The organism is Castellaniella sp. GW247-6E4 (assembly GCF_040276065.1).
Lineage (GTDB): Bacteria > Pseudomonadota > Gammaproteobacteria > Burkholderiales > Burkholderiaceae_B > Castellaniella.
In genome coordinates, this window is sequence record NZ_JBELOI010000009.1 from 1 (window position 1) to 14,863 (window position 14,863).

Below are 14,863 nucleotides of genomic sequence, written 5' to 3' on the forward strand. Positions count from 1 at the left end.
AACTCAACTGGCTCATCGGGGGCTTCCTGATTGGGTCTCGTTCAACAACCTACATTCTGACAGGTCCAGGGGACTTGATCAGACCTTCCCTAGAAAGCCGTTGAGCGGCTGCTTGGCGAAGTACAGCGCCCGCAGCACGGGCGTTTGGGCCAGATACTGATGCAGGCGTTCCTTCTGCATCGAGGACAGCTTCCAGTGATGGCGACGCATGAGACTCAATAAGCCTCGGTTCTTACGCCCTTCAGGGTCGTGCTGCCGCCAGATCAGAGGTCGGGCGCCGGCTTGGGCCTGACTGGGTGGTTTGGGTTGAGCAGCTAATTGCCCTTCGATCAATTTTGTAGTAACGTACCTACAATTATTGATACTGGAGGTGCTCTATGACCATCACGACCCTATCCAGTCGAGAGTTGAACCAGGACGTGACGCGAGCAAAGAAGGCCACCAAGAACGGCCCGGTGTTCATCACGGATCGCGGCAAGCCCGCGCACGTGCTGCTCAGCTTCGAGGACTATCAGCGGTTGACAAAGCAGCGGCGCAACATTGCCGACGCGCTGGCGATGCCGGGTGTTGCGGACATCGAGTTTGAACCACCGCGCGTGACCATTGGAGCCCGGCCGGCTGATCTCTCATGATGTATGTGCTCGATACCAACGTGCTGTCCGAGCTGCGCAAGGGACGGCTCGGCAAGGCCGATGGGAATGTGATGACATGGACGGAAAGCGTCGATGCCGCCGACCTCTTCATATCGGCCATCACCATCATGGAGTTGGAGCTCGGCGTTCTGTCGATTGAACGCAAAGACGCTGCCCAAGGGGCCATGCTGCGCTCGTGGCTGGAGCAGCACGTACTACCCGAGTTCTCCGGGCGCACGTTGCCTATCGATACCGCTGTGGCGCAGCGCTGCGCTCGACTGCATGTGCCGGACAAACGCGGCGAGCGTGACGCGCTCATCGCGGCTACGGCGCTGGTGCACGGCATGGCGGTGGTAACGCGCAACGTGGTCGATTTCAAGCCTACGGGAGTGACCATCATCAATCCGTGGGAGCCGTCACCATAACTGCCTACGGGTTCAAGGAGCCTGTTCAGAATTTTGTGGGCGAGGCATCACATGAGGAAAAACCATCGCATTGTCGTAGAAGGCCGTTGGTGTTTTCGTTCGTACCGCGCTGCCATGGGCTGTGGGGGTCGGCGAAAAATACCTTCACGCCGGACTCTATAGTAAAGCGGGCGTGATCAGACAGCTCCTTGCCACGATCCCATGTTAATGATCGCCACAACTGGGCATTTCGCCCTTAGCCGGCGGGTCATCTCCGCATCAACCTGGGCAGCACGCGATGCACACCCATCCTGATAGCCTATCGGCCCCGCGCCGATCCGCGTCCAGTCGGCATGCGGCTATGAACCGATTTTGCGTTTTTGATTCCCGAATTTCCGCCCAGGCCTGGCCAGCGCGGCTGTTTTGGCACAGGCTTGGGAGTCGTGACTGACTTCGCGGCTTCCTTGCCTTGCTTCTGATCCTTGTCTTTCGTGTCCATTTCATCCTCATTGTCGGTGGCCGGGACGGATTTTCTGCGGCCAACCTAACAGCATAGGCCACATCACAGAATAAAGCTCGGCCCGCCTCTGAACAATCACCGCCTGCATCGCTGGAATATGAGCGACACCCAGATCCACCCGGGAGGCGGCCATCGAAGGCATCGTCGGCGGCATCTTTGAAAGCAGTGGCCAGTCCTGCGTGGCCGGCTCCAGACTATTCGTGCAGCACAGCGCCCACCACAAGCTGATGAACATGCTGGCGAAACGGGCGAGCGCGACCCAAACTGCGCAGCGGATTCACAACCCCTTAAAGCTGAGTCCGGCCCGCGCCAGGTCCACCGGAATTCAGCATCGGCGCCTCGGCCGAGCCGTTGGAAGGCACTCAACGGGAGCGGTGTCACCATCCAGCCCGAAATTCGGGTATCCCCCTGCCCAGCGAAACGCTCATGCGCGCCAATACCAAATCTATAATATGCAGTTGGTTCATACCCAACATTCGAAAGCAGCATAATGTGTAACGGCATGATAATCCGGAGAGGACACGATGGGGCCGACAGCCACCCTCGCTGAAACTGGCGCATCGGGCCAGAATCCCGCCGCCCCGCTCTGCCTGATGAGACGCGAGCCGGCCCTGGACAAGGACAGGAGCCTGGTCGGCTACATCCTGCGGCCTCTGTGGCTGGACGACCAACCGCACGACCCGGGCGAGGCCATCATCGCGCAGTGCCGGCGCCACGACGTCAACCAGGTCCTGGGGTTCCTGCCGCACGAATTCACGGCCAGCCCGGGGCTGGTGGACCAGCCTTTCGTTCACATGCTGCCGCACAATCGCGCGTTGCTCGACATCCCCGAGGGCCTCGAGGTCACCCCCGAGCTGATCCAGTCCTTTGCCGGCATGTCGCGCTCCGGACTGCGCTTCACGATACGCGCGGATCTCGCGGCCGAACCGGCCTACGAGCCCCTGCTGCCGTTTTGCCGCGCCGTCCGCTTCGACCCCGAACGCAGCTCCAAGGCCGATATCTTCCGCCAAAGCCTGCCGCACAAGCAAGCCGGCCGGAAACTGCACCTGACCGCGCTGCGTTCACAGGACGAGCTGAACACCGCCGTGCTCCTGGGTTTCACGCAATTTCGCGGCGCCTGGCCTGCGCCCACAGGTGCCGCGGTGGCGCTCAGCACGCGGCAAAAACTCCTGCTCAAGCTCATAACCCTGATCATGGGGGACAGCGAAATTCCCGAAATCCAAGCCTGCCTCGAGCAAGACCGCGAGCTGGTCAAAACCCTGCTGAACATGGTCAACACTCCGGCCTTCGGCCTGCCCAAGGAGGTCGAGTCGCTGAACCAGGCCATCATGCTATTGGGCCGCCGCCAGTTGCAGCGCTGGATCCAGATGCTGATGTATACCGAGTCGGGCAGGCCCAAAGGATATCTCTCGCCTATTCTGGTCCAAGCCAGCGCGCGCGCCTATCTGCTCGAGCAACTCTCGCTGCTGCGCCACCCCGAGCAGAGCGTGCGCGCCGATGCGGCCTTCACCACCGGCATGCTGTCGACCATGGATCATCTGTTCGGAGGCATGCCCATGCGGGATTTGCTGGGCCAGGTCATGGTTGACACCCCGGTGCGTCAGGCCTTGCTCGAGCGAACGGGGCCGCTGGGCCCGGACTTGCGCCTGGCCGTGCTGGCGTTTCCCCTGGTGGAGGACACGCTCGAGAACCCCGCCCCCCTCATGGCGGAACTGGCCATAGACGCGGAGCGACTCGCCGCCCTGATCCAGCAGGCGTTCGAATGGGGCCACACCATGACCCAGGCAGCGCAATAGGCACCCATGCAGCAAACCTTGTCGTTTATCGGTCGCTGGCTGCGGATTTCGCACATTTCCTCGGGTTTCATCGCGGTGCTGGTCGGATACACCAGTTCCGTCGCCATCGTGTTTCAAGCCGCCAGCGCCGCCGGTGCCAACGCGGCGCAGCTCGGTTCCTGGATGTGGGCCTTGGGCATCGGCATGGGCCTCACCTGCATCGGGCTGTCGCTCGTCTGGCGCACGCCTATCCTGACCGCCTGGTCCACGCCGGGCGCCGCCCTGCTGGCCACCAGCCTGGGCGATATCGGAATGGCGCAGGCGATCGGGGTCTTCCTGTTCGCCTCCGCACTGATCACCTTGTGCGGGGTGACCGGCTGGTTCCAGCGCATCATGGACTATATGCCGCGCAATCTGGCCAATGCGATGCTGGCGGGCATCCTTCTGCAATTCGGTCTGGCGCTCTTTGGCGCCGTGCGCGGGCAGGCGGGACTGGTCCTGCTGATGTTCGCGACCTTCATCGTTGCCCGTCGCCTGCTGCCGCGCTACGCCGTGCCGCTGGCCTTCCTCGCCGGCATCCTGTGGACCGCCGGTCTGGGCGCGCTCGACTTGAGGGGCCTGGACTGGGCACCGGCGCATCCGGTCTGGATGGCGCCGGAATTCTCATGGCCGGCATTGCTGGGAATCGGCATCCCCCTGTTCATCGTCACCATGACGTCGCAAAACGTCCCGGGGCTGGCGGTGCTGCGCGCCAACGGCTACCACACGCCGGCATCGCCGCTGATCACCTGGACCGGCCTGACCGGCATCGCATTTGCCCCATTAGGCGGATTTTCCTTCAATCTGGCGGCGATCACCGCCGCCATCTGCATGAGTTCCGACGCCGATCCCGAAGCCGCCCAGCGCTACAAGGCCTCGGTCTGGGCGGGCCTGTTCTACCTGGCGACGGGGATTTTTGGCGCGACCGTCGTGGGGTTGTTCGCCGCCTTTCCGCGGGAACTCGTGGCCGCGATCGCCGGGCTCGCCTTGCTGGGCACGCTGGGCGCCAGCATTTCCGAATCCCTGCGCGAGTCCGAAGGCCGCGAGGCCGCTCTGGTCACGTTCCTCGCGACCGCGTCGGGCATGAGCCTGCTGGGCGTGGGCAGCAGCGCATTCTGGGGATTGGTATTGGGCGGCGCCTGCCATGCACTGGCGCGCTGGCGCCGCTGAGGCGCGGACACCGCGCTGCGTGGCTGCAATCGCGGGTTCCAAGGAACGGCATGGGAGCCCCCGCGCTGTTCCGCCCTCAGGCCTCGCCCGCGGGCGCCTCGCCCAGCCCAATGGGTGCCGGCGCCAAGTTGGCGATGCGCTTGAACAGCTCGGCGTACTGGTTGTGCTCGCCGCGCCAGGGGTCGCCGTTGTGCCCGAAGTCGCGGTTGATCGTCTCCCAATCCTCGGCGGCGAGGAAACGCTGCGCCGCGGGCAGGATGTAGCGCTCTTCCTTGCCCAGATGCACCCATTCATCGGCGATATAGGCACGCACCGCATCGCGAAACAGCGCGAAGCCCGCAGCGCCCGCCTGCACGTAATGCACCAGTGCGCGGTCCATGGCGGCCGTCGCCTGGGTCGCTCCGGCATGCTCGGCCTCGAGCTGGTCCAGATGCGCATCAACCTCGTGCGTGTACTGGCGCAGGCGGGCGAATATCTGGTCCTCTTTGGGATGGTGGACCTTGTCGGGCATCTCAGAGATGTACTCGATCATGCTCGCCAGCAGCTTGAAGTCGGGCTCGAGCCGCCCGGCCTCGATCTCGTCGATCAGGTAGGTCATGCATTGCAATACCGCGGCGAGCGCGCGGTGCTCCTCGCGGATGATCTCGATCGCCGGAATGCGCGGCGCGGGCTGCCCGCGCGGCGAACCCGCCGCGGCCTCCTCATCAGCGGACACGACGCCCAGCCAACGGTCCAGGGTCCGAGGCTCGTCGAGCAGATCGGCACTCGGCCCCTGGTAGACGATGCGGCCGCGCTCGAGAATCAAGGCCTGCCGGGTGATGGGCAGGATCTGGCGGGCGTGCTGCTCGACCAGGATGACGGCCATGCTGCCCCCGGCGACCATGCGATCGATGATGTGCAGCAGTTCTTGGGCAATCAGCGGCGCCAGGCCTTCGAGGGGCTCGTCGAGCAACAGCAGGCGCGGATTGAGCATCAGCGCGCGGCCCATGGCCAGCATCTGCTGCTCACCGCCCGAGAGCTGGCTGCCCAGATTGGCGCGGCGCTCGCGCAGCCTCGGGAACATGTCGTAGACACGCTCGAGCGTCCACTCGCCGGGGCGTGCAACCACCTCAAGGTTTTCCTCGACAGTCAGGGACCGGAACACCTCGCGCTCCTGGGGAACCCAGCCCAGACCGGCATGGGCGCGCTTGTGACTGGGCACCTGCGCGATGTCGCGGCCCTCGTAGACAATGCGCCCCTTGCGCATGCGCGTCGCGCCCATCAGGGTGGCCAACAGCGTGGTTTTGCCCATGCCGTTGCGCCCCAGCAGCGCCAGGCTCCCGCCGGCCTCCAGGGATAGGGAAATATCCTCGAGGATCGTGGCGTCCCCGTAACCCGCCCAGACGTTTTCCAGGCGCAGCAGCTCAGCCATGGGATTCTTCTCCGAGATAGACTTCCTTGACGCGCGGATGGCGCGCGATCACGTCGGGGGTATCCTCGACCAGCAAGGCGCCGTTGACCAACACCGAAATGCGTTCGGCGAACTTGAACACGAGGTTCATATCGTGCTCGATCAGCAGGATGGTCACGTCCCTGGGCAATTGGGCAATGGTTTCGAATAACTCTTGGCTCTCGCCGGTGGGTACGCCCGCCGCCGGCTCGTCGAGCAGCAACACCTTGGGCCGCAGGGCCAGCGCCAGGGCGATCTCGATCAGGCGCTGGCGGCCATAGGCCAGATTGCGCGTGGCCTCGTAGGCGTCGTCGATGAGCTTCAGGCTGCGCAGGATCTCGGCCGCCTCGTCCACGGCCTCGGCATACGAGCCGGCGGGCCGCCACCAGCGCGTGCCCAGGCCCATGCGCTCGGACACCGCCATGGTGACGGACTCGAGCACGGTCATACCAACGAACAACTGGTTGATCTGGAAGGTCCGCACCAGGCCGTGGCGGCAGCGTTCATGCTGCGACATCTGGGTGACGTCGGCGCCCATGAGTTCGATGCGGCCGGACGTCGGCACGAGAAATCCGGTCAACAGGTTGATCAGCGTGGTCTTGCCGGCGCCATTGGGGCCGATCAGGGCATGGCGCGCGCCCTGCTCGATCGACAGCGTAACATCGTCGGTCACGACGAAGCCGCCGAAGCGCTTGACCAGATCGTGGGTTTTCAGGACGGCGCTCATGGCTGCCCCCCCGTGGCGCGATCGCGGGCACGGGCACGGTGGCGCGCGTTCTCGATCCATTGCTGGGTGGTGCCCATGATGCCGCCGCGGGCGAACAGCACCACGAGGACCAGGATCAGGCCGAGCCAGAACTGCCAGTACTGTGGATTCATGTCGGAGAGCAGGTAGTTCATCACGACGTATACAATCGATCCGAAGATCGCCCCATAGAGATAGCCGGCGCCCCCCAGAATCAGGATCAGCAGCAGGTCGGCCGAGCGCTGGAAGCCCAGCACGTCGATCGACACGAACTGGTTGGTCTGCGTCAGCAGCGCCCCGGCCACGCCCGCATAGGCGGCACCGATCGTATAGACCTTGACCAGTCGGCGCGTGACCGGCACGCCCAGCGCCGGCATGCGCAGGGTGTTCATGTGGATGCCCCGCAGACTCTGGCCGAAAGGCGAATGCACCAGCCGCCGCGCGACCCAGAACAGCACGAACAGGACCACCACCGAATAGACATAGCCGATCCGGCCGTACATGTCGAAATCGAACAGGCCCAGCAGGGGTTTGACCTCGATGCCCGGCAGGCCGTCGACGCCGCCGGTGATCTCGGTGAACTTATTGGCCAGTTCGTAGAGCATGAGGGCCACGCCCAGGGTCACCATCAGGCGCGAGAGATCATTGCCGCGCAGCAGCAGGAAACTGCTGAGAAATCCCACAAAGCCGGCGACGATCGCCCCCAGCACCAGGCCCAGCAGCGGATCGCCCAGACCGTAGACCCCCAGCATCCCGGCGGTGTAGGCCCCGACGCCGAAGAACGCGGCGTGGCCCAGAGAAATCACGCCGGCATACCCGAAAATAAGGTCCAGGGACACCGCGAACAAGGCCGTAATCGCGATCTGGCTGAGCAGCAGGTAATTGTCGGTGAACAGAAAGTACGCCGCCACCGGGGCGCACCAGAACAGATACTCGAGGGGATGCCAGCGCGCCGCCTGGCGAAAGCGCAGGAGGAAATCCGGTCGGTCCGCGGCGCGGGGGGACGCGCCCGTCGTCGTTGCATTGGTAGTCATTTGTCTGCGCCCTATTTATGGGAACGACCGAACAGGCCCTGAGGACGAAAGATCAGGGTCGCCACCATCACGGCATAGATGATGAAAGCGCCGATCTGCGGCACATAGTATTTTCCGGCGACATCGGCGACGCCCAGGATGATGGCCGCATACAGCGAGCCCAGGATATTGCCGCTGCCGCCCACCGACACCACGATCAGGAAATACACCAAGTACTTGACCGGGAACTCGGGATCCAGGCCCAGCATCTCGACGCCCAGGGCGCCGCCCAGGCCTGCCAGCGCCGAGCCCAGCGCAAAGGTCAGGCTGAATACGCGGTTGACGTCGATGCCCATGCCGCGCGCCACGCGCTGATTGTCGACCGAAGCCCGCAGGCGCGCGCCGAACGGCGTGTTGACGACCGACCACTGCAGCAAGACGGCGATCAGCAGGCCGACCACGATCAGGAACAGCCGGTAGACGCCGACGTCCAGGCCCGGCAGGTGGATCTGGCCCGTCAGGAAATCCGGCAGATGCAGGGGCTGCTGTTGTGCACCGAAGAAATAATGCGCGGCCGCAACCGCCATGAATACCAGGCCGATGGAAAACAGCACCTGGTCGAGTTCGGAGGCCGCATACAGGCGTCGGTACAAAGTACGCTCGAGGATCACGCCGGCGATCGCGGGCACGATGATGGCGACCGGCAGCGTCGCGAGGAACGGCACGCCATAGTCATTGAGCAGCACCACACAGGCATAGCCTCCCAGCATGGCGAATGCGCCATGCGCGAGATTCACGAAGTTCATCAGCCCCAGGGTCACCGAAAGCCCCACGCTGATGAGAAAAAGCAGCATGCCCGAAGCGATGCCGTCAAAGAATATAGTCATGTGTATCGTCCCCTGCCATGAGACGGGCGGGTCGCCAATTCCCCGATGGCGGCCCGCCCGCGGGCGATATGATTATTGCTTGCCCGGGTCCTTCACCGCTTCGATTTTGTCGAACTCGACGTTCTGCAGCACGCCGTCGACACGCTCGACCTTGCGGATATAGACGTTCTGGATAATGTCACGGGTCTGGGGATCGATCTCGACTGGACCGCGCGGGCTCATCCACTTCATGCCCTTGACCGCCGCCATGAAGGCTTCCGCGCTGGCGTCGCCCTTGGTCTTTTCCAAGGCCATGTAGATCAGGTGCATGCCATCATAGGCGGCCACCGACACGAAGTTCGGGCGGGCGTTCGGGTAGGCCTTGGCATACGCCTCGGTAAAGGCCTTGTTCTCGGGCGAATCATGCACCGCCGAGTAGTGGAAGGAGGTGATCATGCCGAGCGCCGCATCGCCCATCGCGTCGATGACGTCCTCGTCGGTCACGTCGCCGGTGGCCAGCGCCTTGATGCCGGCGGCTTCGAGGCCGCGCTCTTTGTAACCCTTGGCCAGCGCCACACCCTGCTCGCCGTTGGGCACGAACAGGAACACCGCCTGAGGCTTGAGGTCCTTGATGCGCTGCAGGTAGGGCGCGAAGTCGGGATTCTTGACCGGCGTGCGCACCTCGCCGACGATCTTGCCACCGAGTTCGGTGAAGGTTTTCTTGAACTGCTTCTCGGCGTCATGACCTGGACCATAGTCGGCAACCAGCGTGTAGACCTCCTTGATGCCTTGCTGGTGGGCCCACTGCGCCATCGGCGCGGTGTCCTGCGGCAGCGTCATCGACACGCGCACGATGTTGGGGGATTTTTCGGTGATCGAGGAAGTGGCGGCATTCAGCACCACCATCGGCACCTTGGCCTCGGTGGCCAGTGGTGCGACCGAGAAGGCGTTGGGCGTCAGGGTGAAGCCCGCCAGGATATCGACCTTGTCCTTGATCAGGAGCTCCTGGGCCTGGCGCTTGGCCACGGCGGGCTCGACGCCGGTGTCGTCCTTGATGATCAGCTTGACCTTGCGGCCAGCGACCGTGTCGCCGTTCTGGGCAAGGAACAGGTTCAGGCCATTGGTGATCTGCTTGCCATGCGCGGCGAACGGACCCGACATCGGCACGACGACACCGATCTTGAGGTCTTCGGCAGCCTGAGCGCCGGTCGCCAGGGCCATGGCGCCGAGCGCCAGGGTGAATACACCGAATTTCTTACTAAATGTCATGTTTGCTCTCCTGGTTCTTGTAGAGTCATGGTGTTGCCCGGAGGCCTTGCCCATAGGGTCAATGGCCGATTTGCTGCTCGAGTTGATGCAGTACGCGGTAGCACGGCAGGACCTGGCGCACGCTGGCGTTGGGCTCGCGCCCCTCGCGGATCGCCGCGAAAAACTCACGGTCCTGCAGTTCGATGCCGTTCATCGATACGGCCACCTGGCTGACATCGATGGCTTCCTCCTTGCCATTGAACAGGTCGTCGTAGCGTGCGATATAGGTTGCCGTGTCGCCAATGTAGCGAAAGAACGTCCCCAGCGGGCCGTCGTTGTTGAAGCTCAGCGACAGGGTGCAGATGGCGCCGTTCGCCGCCTTGAGCTGGATCGACATGTCCATGGCGATACCCAGCTCGGAGTGGATCGGGCCCTGCAGGGCGTTGGCCTGCACAATAGGGCTGCCCGCCTGATAGGCGAACAGATCCACCGTATGGGCCGCATGATGCCACAGCAGGTGATCCGTCCAGCTACGCGGTTCGCCCAGCGCGTTCATGTTGGTGCGCCGGAAGAAATATGTCTGGACGTCCATCTGCTGGATATTGAACTCGCCACGCTGGATACGGCCGTGGATGTACTGGTGGCTGGGGTTGAAGCGCCGCGTATGGCCACACATCGCGACTTTGCCGCTGCTGGCCGCCACGGCGGCCAGCGCCTCGGCATCCTCGAGGCTGTCAGCCATCGGAATCTCGACCTGCACATGCTTGCCGGCCCGTAGGCAGGCCATGGCCTGCGAGGCGTGCATCTGGGTGGGCGTGCACAGAATCACGGCATCGACCTCGGGGCGCGCGAGCACCTCGTCGAGCTCGGTCGTGGCCTGCCCGATGCCGTACTTTTCAGCGACCTTGCGGGTCTTGTCGAGCTCGCGGCTGACCAGCGCCACCACCTCGACGCCCTCGATGTTGCGGATGCCGTCCAGATGCTTGATGCCAAAGGCCCCGGCCCCGGCCAGGGCGACCTTGATCGTCGATCCGCTCATGCCTGCTCCTCCAGGATCAAATGTCCCACGGCCGTGTTAGATGCGGGGACGTGATAGAAACGATGAACCACCTTGGGTGCGGGGCCACCGGCGACATCCGCCATGGCGCCGCGCGCAATGAGCCACATGACCAGCTCGATGCCCTCGGACCCGGCCTCGCGCACGTAATCGATATGCGGCACCGCGGCCTGGCCCTCGGGGTCGGCGATCAGGCGGTCCAGGAAAGCCTGGTCGAATTCCTTGTTGATCAACCCGGCGCGTGGTCCCTGCAATTGGTGGCTCATGCCGCCCGTGCCCCAGATGTGGACGTTCAGGGGCTCGTCGTAGGATTCGATCGCGCGGCGGATCGCGCGGCCCAGTTCGTAGCAGCGGCGGCCCGAGGGCACCGGATACTGCACCACGTTGACGGCGAACGGGATCACCGGGCAGGGCCAGGCCTCGGGTTGGCCGCACATCAGCGACAGCGGCACCGTCAGGCCGTGGTCCACGTCCATCTTGTTGACGATGGTCAGGTCGAAGTCCTGCTGGATCACGGACTGCGCGATATGCGAGGCGAGCTTGGGGTGGCCGATGACCGTGGGCACCGGGCGCGGTCCCCAGCCCTCATCGGCCGGGTGGAACTCGGTCGCGCAGCCGATGGCGAACGTCGGGATGAATTCGAGGCTGAAAGCGGTGGCGTGATCGTTGTAGACCAGAAAAATCACGTCGGGCTTGTTGTCGCGCATCCATTGCTTCGACGGCTCGTAGCCCTGGAACAATGGCGCCCAGTAAGGCTCGGCCGTCTTGCCCAGGTCGAGGGCCGCCCCGATGGCCGGCACGTGCGAGGTGTAGACGCTGGCGCCGATGCGCGCATGCTGCTTGCTCATGACTTGGAATCCCCCATCCTGCGATTGCCTTCGATGCTGCGGCCGCCCGCGATCATCATGTCGCGGTATTCCTCCTGGGACATGCCGGTCATGCTGGCCGCCATGTACTGGAAGGACCGGCCATCGGTCGCACCGAGCTTGGCCAGAAAGTAAATGTTTCCGCCCAAGGCCAGGCAGCGGTTCAGGTCGCGGTCGAGCACCGCCTGTTTCTGCTCCTCGGTCATGGGCCATTCGTCCAGGTACGCACGCTCGCCGGCCTTGAAGCGCTCGCGATTCTCGGCCTTCATCAGCGACATGCAAAACTGGTTCAAGTGATAGCCCTCGCGCGATTGATCGGCATCGAAAATGATCGTGCCAGGGATATCGGTATAGGGTTTATTGAGCGACATGGCTCACCTCCAATACAAACGGTTCGGATTGTCGACCAGCAGCTTGCGCTGCAATTCGCCAGTCGGCGCGATCTGGGGGATGTAATCCACCAGCAGTCCGTCATCGGGCATGTGGTTCTTGAGGTTGGGGTGCGGCCAGTCGGTGCCCCACAGCACACGATCGGGGAAAGTCTCTACCAGGCGCCGCGCGAACGGCACCACGTCCAAGTAGGCGTGCCGCTGTCCGTCCAGCGCCGGGGGACCGGACCTGCTCAGGCGCTCGGGGCAACTGACCTTGCTCCAGATGTTCGGATGCTCGCGCATCATGCGCACGAACAGCTCGAACTCGGGGCCGTCCACCGGCTGGGAGACATCGGGGCGACCCATGTGATCGACCACCACCGTCGTGGGCAGGGTCGTGAAGAAATCATAGAGTTCCGGCAGATCCTGCGCCTCGAAGTAGACGACGACGTGCCAGCCCAGCGGCGCGATGCGCCCGGCGATCTCGGCTAGGACCTCGCGCGGGGTGAAATCGGCCAGGCGGCGCACGAAATTAAAGCGCGTACCGCGCACGCCCGCCTCGTGCATCTCGCGCAGTTCGGCATCGGCGACGTCGCGCGCCACCGTGGCCACACCGCGCGCCCTGCCCTGCGAGGCCCGCAGGGCATCGACCAGGGCCCGATTATCGGTGCCATGGCAGGTCGCCTGAACGATCACGTTCTTGGCAAAGCCCAAGTGGTCGCGCAAGGCGAACAGGGCCTCCTTGGGCGCATCGCAGGGTGTGTACTTGCGCTCGGGCGCGTAGGGAAAGGCGGCGCCGGGTCCGAAAACATGGCAATGCGCATCCACCGCGCCTTCGGGGACGCGAAAACGGGGCGTGCTCGGGCCATCATAGAAATCCAGCCAACCCGGCGTTTTGGTGAAGATTTCGTTCGCGGTATGCGGCATCCCAGAATTCCTTGGCGTGTTCAATCGATGTACTTGAGGCCGGCCTTCTCGAGGCCCTCGCGCATCTTGTAGTAGTCCAGGCCGAGCACGCCCGAGGCGAAGATGTCGCGCTTGGCGCCCTCGTTGTCCTCGCGGGCTTGGGCGCGGTCGGCCACCTCGCCAGCGATCGCCGCCGGCACGACCACGACGCCATCGGCATCGGCGACGACCACGTCACCCGGCATCACCTGGGCGCCCGCGCACACCACCGGGACGTTCACCGAGCCCAGGGTGGCCTTGACAGTGCCTTTGGCGTTGATGGCGCGGCTGAAGACTGGAAAACCCATTTCCTCGAGAGTATCGACATCGCGCACACCGCCATCGATGATGAGGCCATGGGCGCCGCGCGCCTTGAAGGAGGTCGCCAGCAGGTCGCCGAAGAAACCGTCGGTGTTGTCGGTCGTGCAGGCCGCCACCACGATGTCGCCGGGCCGGATCTGCTCGGCGGCCACGTGCAGCATCCAGTTATCCCCGGGCTGCAGCAACACGGTCACGGCGGTACCGCAAGCGCGTGCGCGATGATACACGGGGCGCATGTAAGTCTTCATCAGGCCCACGCGGCCCATGGCCTCGTGGATCGTCGCCACCCCGAATTTCGAGAGACGCTCGGCGGCGGCCGGATCGGCGCGCCGGATGTTGCGATGGACGACGCCCAGATTGTTTAGAGGAGATGCCATTTCAATAGTCCTTGTTTCACGGCGCCGGGGCTCACAGGCCCTTGGCCTTCAGCGCGGCGTCCAGCCGCGGATAGACGCGACGCACATTGCCCTCATAGATCTGGAACCGATCCGCGTCGCTGAGCGTGGTCGCAGCCTCGATATAGCGCTTGGTGTCGTCGAAGTAGTGCCCGGTCTCGGGATCGACGCCACGCACCGCGCCGATCATCTCAGAGGCGAACAGCACGTTCTTGACCGGAATCACCTTGGTGAGCAGATCGATGCCGGGCTGATGATAGACGCAGGTGTCGAAATAGATGTTGTTCAGCAGGTGTTCGTCGAGCAGCGGCTTTTTCAGCGCCTGGGCCAGGCCGCGGAAACGCCCCCAATGATACGGCGCCGCGCCGCCGCCATGCGGGATGACGAAGCGCAACGTAGGGAAATCCTTGAATAAATCAGAGGTCAGGCATTGCATGAACGCGGTCGTGTCCGCGTTCAGGTAATGCGCGCCGGTCGTGTGGAAGCACGGATTGCAGCTCGTGGACACGTGGATCATGGCCGGGATGTCACATTCGACCATTTTTTCATAGATCGGATACCAGGACCGGTCCGACAGGGGCGGCGCGGTCCAGTGACCTCCAGAGGGGTCGGGATTCAGGTTGATGCCCACTGCGCCATACTCCTTGACGCACTTTTCCAGCTCGGGGATGCAGGTCGCCGGATCGACGCCGGGCGACTGCGGCAGCATCGCGGCGGTGACGAAATGATCGGGGAAAAGCTGTGCGACTCGGTGGCAGAGTTCGTTGCAGATCGCCGCCCAGGCGCTCGAGACCTGAAAATCGCCAATGTGATGCGCCATGAAGCTCGCGCGAGGCGAGAAGATCGTCAGATCCGAGCCGCGCTCGCGCATCAGGCGCAGTTGATTGGACTCGATCGTCTCGCGTAGCTCGTCGTCGCTGATTCGCAGGTCGGACGCTTTGGGCATCGCCGACGGGTCGGCGATGCCGGCGATCTGGCGCTCACGCCAATCGGCCAGCGCCTGCGGGGCCGTGGTGTAGTGGCCGTGGCAATCGATGATCAAGGGCTGTCTGCTCATGTCGAACGTG

17 protein-coding genes and 2 pseudogenes are annotated in these 14,863 nt (G+C 63.9%); 5 read left to right on the plus strand and 14 right to left on the minus strand.

Going from position 1 to position 14,863, the window contains the following annotated elements:
• Positions 1-78 precede the first annotated feature (78 nt).
• A complete protein-coding gene (locus ABS761_RS11785; RefSeq protein ID WP_350408532.1) occupies positions 79-210 on the minus strand; it encodes a hypothetical protein in 132 nt (43 codons plus the stop codon).
• A gap of 167 nt (positions 211-377) precedes the next feature.
• Between ABS761_RS11785 and ABS761_RS11790 the strand changes: the two genes are divergently transcribed.
• Positions 378-632, plus strand: a complete 255-nt coding sequence (locus ABS761_RS11790; RefSeq protein ID WP_350408533.1) for a type II toxin-antitoxin system Phd/YefM family antitoxin — start codon at positions 378-380, stop codon at positions 630-632.
• Complete coding sequence (locus ABS761_RS11795) at positions 629-1,057, plus strand: type II toxin-antitoxin system VapC family toxin (protein WP_350408534.1); 429 nt, start codon at positions 629-631, stop codon at positions 1,055-1,057. Before ABS761_RS11790 ends, ABS761_RS11795 begins: the two co-directional genes overlap by 4 nt.
• A gap of 70 nt (positions 1,058-1,127) precedes the next feature.
• Here the strand turns inward: ABS761_RS11795 and ABS761_RS11800 are convergent.
• Positions 1,128-1,280, minus strand: a pseudogene (locus ABS761_RS11800) (transposase); the annotation flags it as partial.
• 455 nt (positions 1,281-1,735) lie between these two features.
• Here ABS761_RS11800 and ABS761_RS11805 point away from each other — a divergent pair.
• Genes ABS761_RS11805 through ABS761_RS11815 form a run of 3 tightly spaced genes read left to right on the plus strand, consistent with a single transcriptional unit; the run spans position 1,736 to position 4,540 of the window.
• Complete coding sequence (locus ABS761_RS11805; protein ID WP_502881423.1) at positions 1,736-2,047, plus strand: hypothetical protein; 312 nt, start codon at positions 1,736-1,738, stop codon at positions 2,045-2,047.
• A gap of 33 nt (positions 2,048-2,080) precedes the next feature.
• Positions 2,081-3,352, plus strand: coding sequence for an EAL and HDOD domain-containing protein (locus ABS761_RS11810; RefSeq protein WP_350408535.1), 1,272 nt, complete (start codon positions 2,081-2,083; stop codon positions 3,350-3,352).
• An 18-nt stretch (positions 3,353-3,370) separates the two neighbouring features.
• On the plus strand, positions 3,371-4,540 hold the full coding sequence (locus tag ABS761_RS11815) for a benzoate/H(+) symporter BenE family transporter (protein ID WP_350408536.1): 1,170 nt from the start codon (positions 3,371-3,373) through the stop codon (positions 4,538-4,540).
• A 76-nt stretch (positions 4,541-4,616) separates the two neighbouring features.
• On the opposite strand, the gene ABS761_RS11820 is transcribed toward ABS761_RS11815, so the two are convergent.
• From ABS761_RS11820 to ABS761_RS11875, 12 genes and pseudogenes are all read right to left on the minus strand, one after another.
• Positions 4,617-5,255 (minus strand): hemerythrin domain-containing protein, encoded by a 639-nt coding sequence (locus tag ABS761_RS11820; protein WP_350408693.1) that lies wholly within the window; start codon positions 5,253-5,255, stop codon positions 4,617-4,619.
• Positions 5,256-5,951, minus strand: a pseudogene (locus ABS761_RS11825) (ABC transporter ATP-binding protein); the annotation flags it as partial. It abuts the gene before it with no gap.
• On the minus strand, positions 5,944-6,696 hold the full coding sequence (locus tag ABS761_RS11830; RefSeq protein ID WP_350408537.1) for an ABC transporter ATP-binding protein: 753 nt from the start codon (positions 6,694-6,696) through the stop codon (positions 5,944-5,946). The gene ABS761_RS11830 and the pseudogene ABS761_RS11825, both read right to left, overlap by 8 nt.
• Positions 6,693-7,748 carry a branched-chain amino acid ABC transporter permease gene (locus ABS761_RS11835; RefSeq protein WP_350408538.1) on the minus strand — a complete coding sequence of 352 codons (1,056 nt, stop codon included), beginning with the start codon at positions 7,746-7,748 and terminating at the stop codon, positions 6,693-6,695. The genes ABS761_RS11830 and ABS761_RS11835 overlap by 4 nt, the downstream gene beginning before the upstream one ends.
• Positions 7,749-7,759: 11 nt before the next feature.
• Positions 7,760-8,614, minus strand: a complete 855-nt coding sequence (locus ABS761_RS11840) for a branched-chain amino acid ABC transporter permease (protein ID WP_350408539.1) — start codon at positions 8,612-8,614, stop codon at positions 7,760-7,762.
• Between the two features lie 72 nt (positions 8,615-8,686).
• Complete coding sequence (locus ABS761_RS11845) at positions 8,687-9,862, minus strand: ABC transporter substrate-binding protein (RefSeq protein ID WP_350408540.1); 1,176 nt, start codon at positions 9,860-9,862, stop codon at positions 8,687-8,689.
• Between the two features lie 58 nt (positions 9,863-9,920).
• Positions 9,921-10,880, minus strand: coding sequence for a Gfo/Idh/MocA family oxidoreductase (locus ABS761_RS11850; RefSeq protein ID WP_350408541.1), 960 nt, complete (start codon positions 10,878-10,880; stop codon positions 9,921-9,923).
• Positions 10,877-11,746: a class III extradiol dioxygenase subunit beta gene (locus ABS761_RS11855; protein ID WP_350408542.1), complete on the minus strand. Its 870-nt coding sequence runs from the start codon at positions 11,744-11,746 to the stop codon at positions 10,877-10,879. The genes ABS761_RS11850 and ABS761_RS11855 overlap by 4 nt, the downstream gene beginning before the upstream one ends.
• Complete coding sequence (ligA, locus tag ABS761_RS11860) at positions 11,743-12,135, minus strand: protocatechuate 4,5-dioxygenase subunit alpha (protein ID WP_350408543.1); 393 nt, start codon at positions 12,133-12,135, stop codon at positions 11,743-11,745. Before ligA ends, ABS761_RS11855 begins: the two co-directional genes overlap by 4 nt.
• A 3-nt stretch (positions 12,136-12,138) precedes the next feature.
• Entirely contained in the window at positions 12,139-13,062 is a 924-nt protein-coding gene (locus ABS761_RS11865) for an amidohydrolase family protein (RefSeq protein ID WP_350408544.1), read from the minus strand.
• Positions 13,063-13,082: 20 nt separating this feature from the next.
• Positions 13,083-13,778, minus strand: a complete 696-nt coding sequence (gene ligK, locus ABS761_RS11870) for a 4-carboxy-4-hydroxy-2-oxoadipate aldolase/oxaloacetate decarboxylase (protein ID WP_350408545.1) — start codon at positions 13,776-13,778, stop codon at positions 13,083-13,085.
• A gap of 31 nt (positions 13,779-13,809) precedes the next feature.
• Entirely contained in the window at positions 13,810-14,838 is a 1,029-nt protein-coding gene (locus ABS761_RS11875; protein ID WP_350408694.1) for an amidohydrolase family protein, read from the minus strand.
• Positions 14,839-14,863: the final 25 nt, after the last annotated feature.

Coding starts and splice junctions, on each gene's coding strand:
- ABS761_RS11785 (WP_350408532.1), bottom strand. CDS start 210: ATGCGTCGCCATCACTGGAAGCTGTCCTCGATGCAGAAGGAACGCCTG.
- ABS761_RS11790 (WP_350408533.1), top strand. CDS start 378: ATGACCATCACGACCCTATCCAGTCGAGAGTTGAACCAGGACGTGACG.
- ABS761_RS11795 (WP_350408534.1), top strand. CDS start 629: ATGATGTATGTGCTCGATACCAACGTGCTGTCCGAGCTGCGCAAGGGA.
- ABS761_RS11810 (WP_350408535.1), top strand. CDS start 2,081: ATGGGGCCGACAGCCACCCTCGCTGAAACTGGCGCATCGGGCCAGAAT.
- ABS761_RS11830 (WP_350408537.1), bottom strand. CDS start 6,696: ATGAGCGCCGTCCTGAAAACCCACGATCTGGTCAAGCGCTTCGGCGGC.
- ABS761_RS11835 (WP_350408538.1), bottom strand. CDS start 7,748: ATGACTACCAATGCAACGACGACGGGCGCGTCCCCCCGCGCCGCGGAC.
- ABS761_RS11840 (WP_350408539.1), bottom strand. CDS start 8,614: ATGACTATATTCTTTGACGGCATCGCTTCGGGCATGCTGCTTTTTCTC.
- ABS761_RS11845 (WP_350408540.1), bottom strand. CDS start 9,862: ATGACATTTAGTAAGAAATTCGGTGTATTCACCCTGGCGCTCGGCGCC.
- ABS761_RS11850 (WP_350408541.1), bottom strand. CDS start 10,880: ATGAGCGGATCGACGATCAAGGTCGCCCTGGCCGGGGCCGGGGCCTTT.
- ABS761_RS11855 (WP_350408542.1), bottom strand. CDS start 11,746: ATGAGCAAGCAGCATGCGCGCATCGGCGCCAGCGTCTACACCTCGCAC.
- ligA (WP_350408543.1), bottom strand. CDS start 12,135: ATGTCGCTCAATAAACCCTATACCGATATCCCTGGCACGATCATTTTC.
- ABS761_RS11865 (WP_350408544.1), bottom strand. CDS start 13,062: ATGCCGCATACCGCGAACGAAATCTTCACCAAAACGCCGGGTTGGCTG.
- ligK (WP_350408545.1), bottom strand. CDS start 13,778: ATGGCATCTCCTCTAAACAATCTGGGCGTCGTCCATCGCAACATCCGG.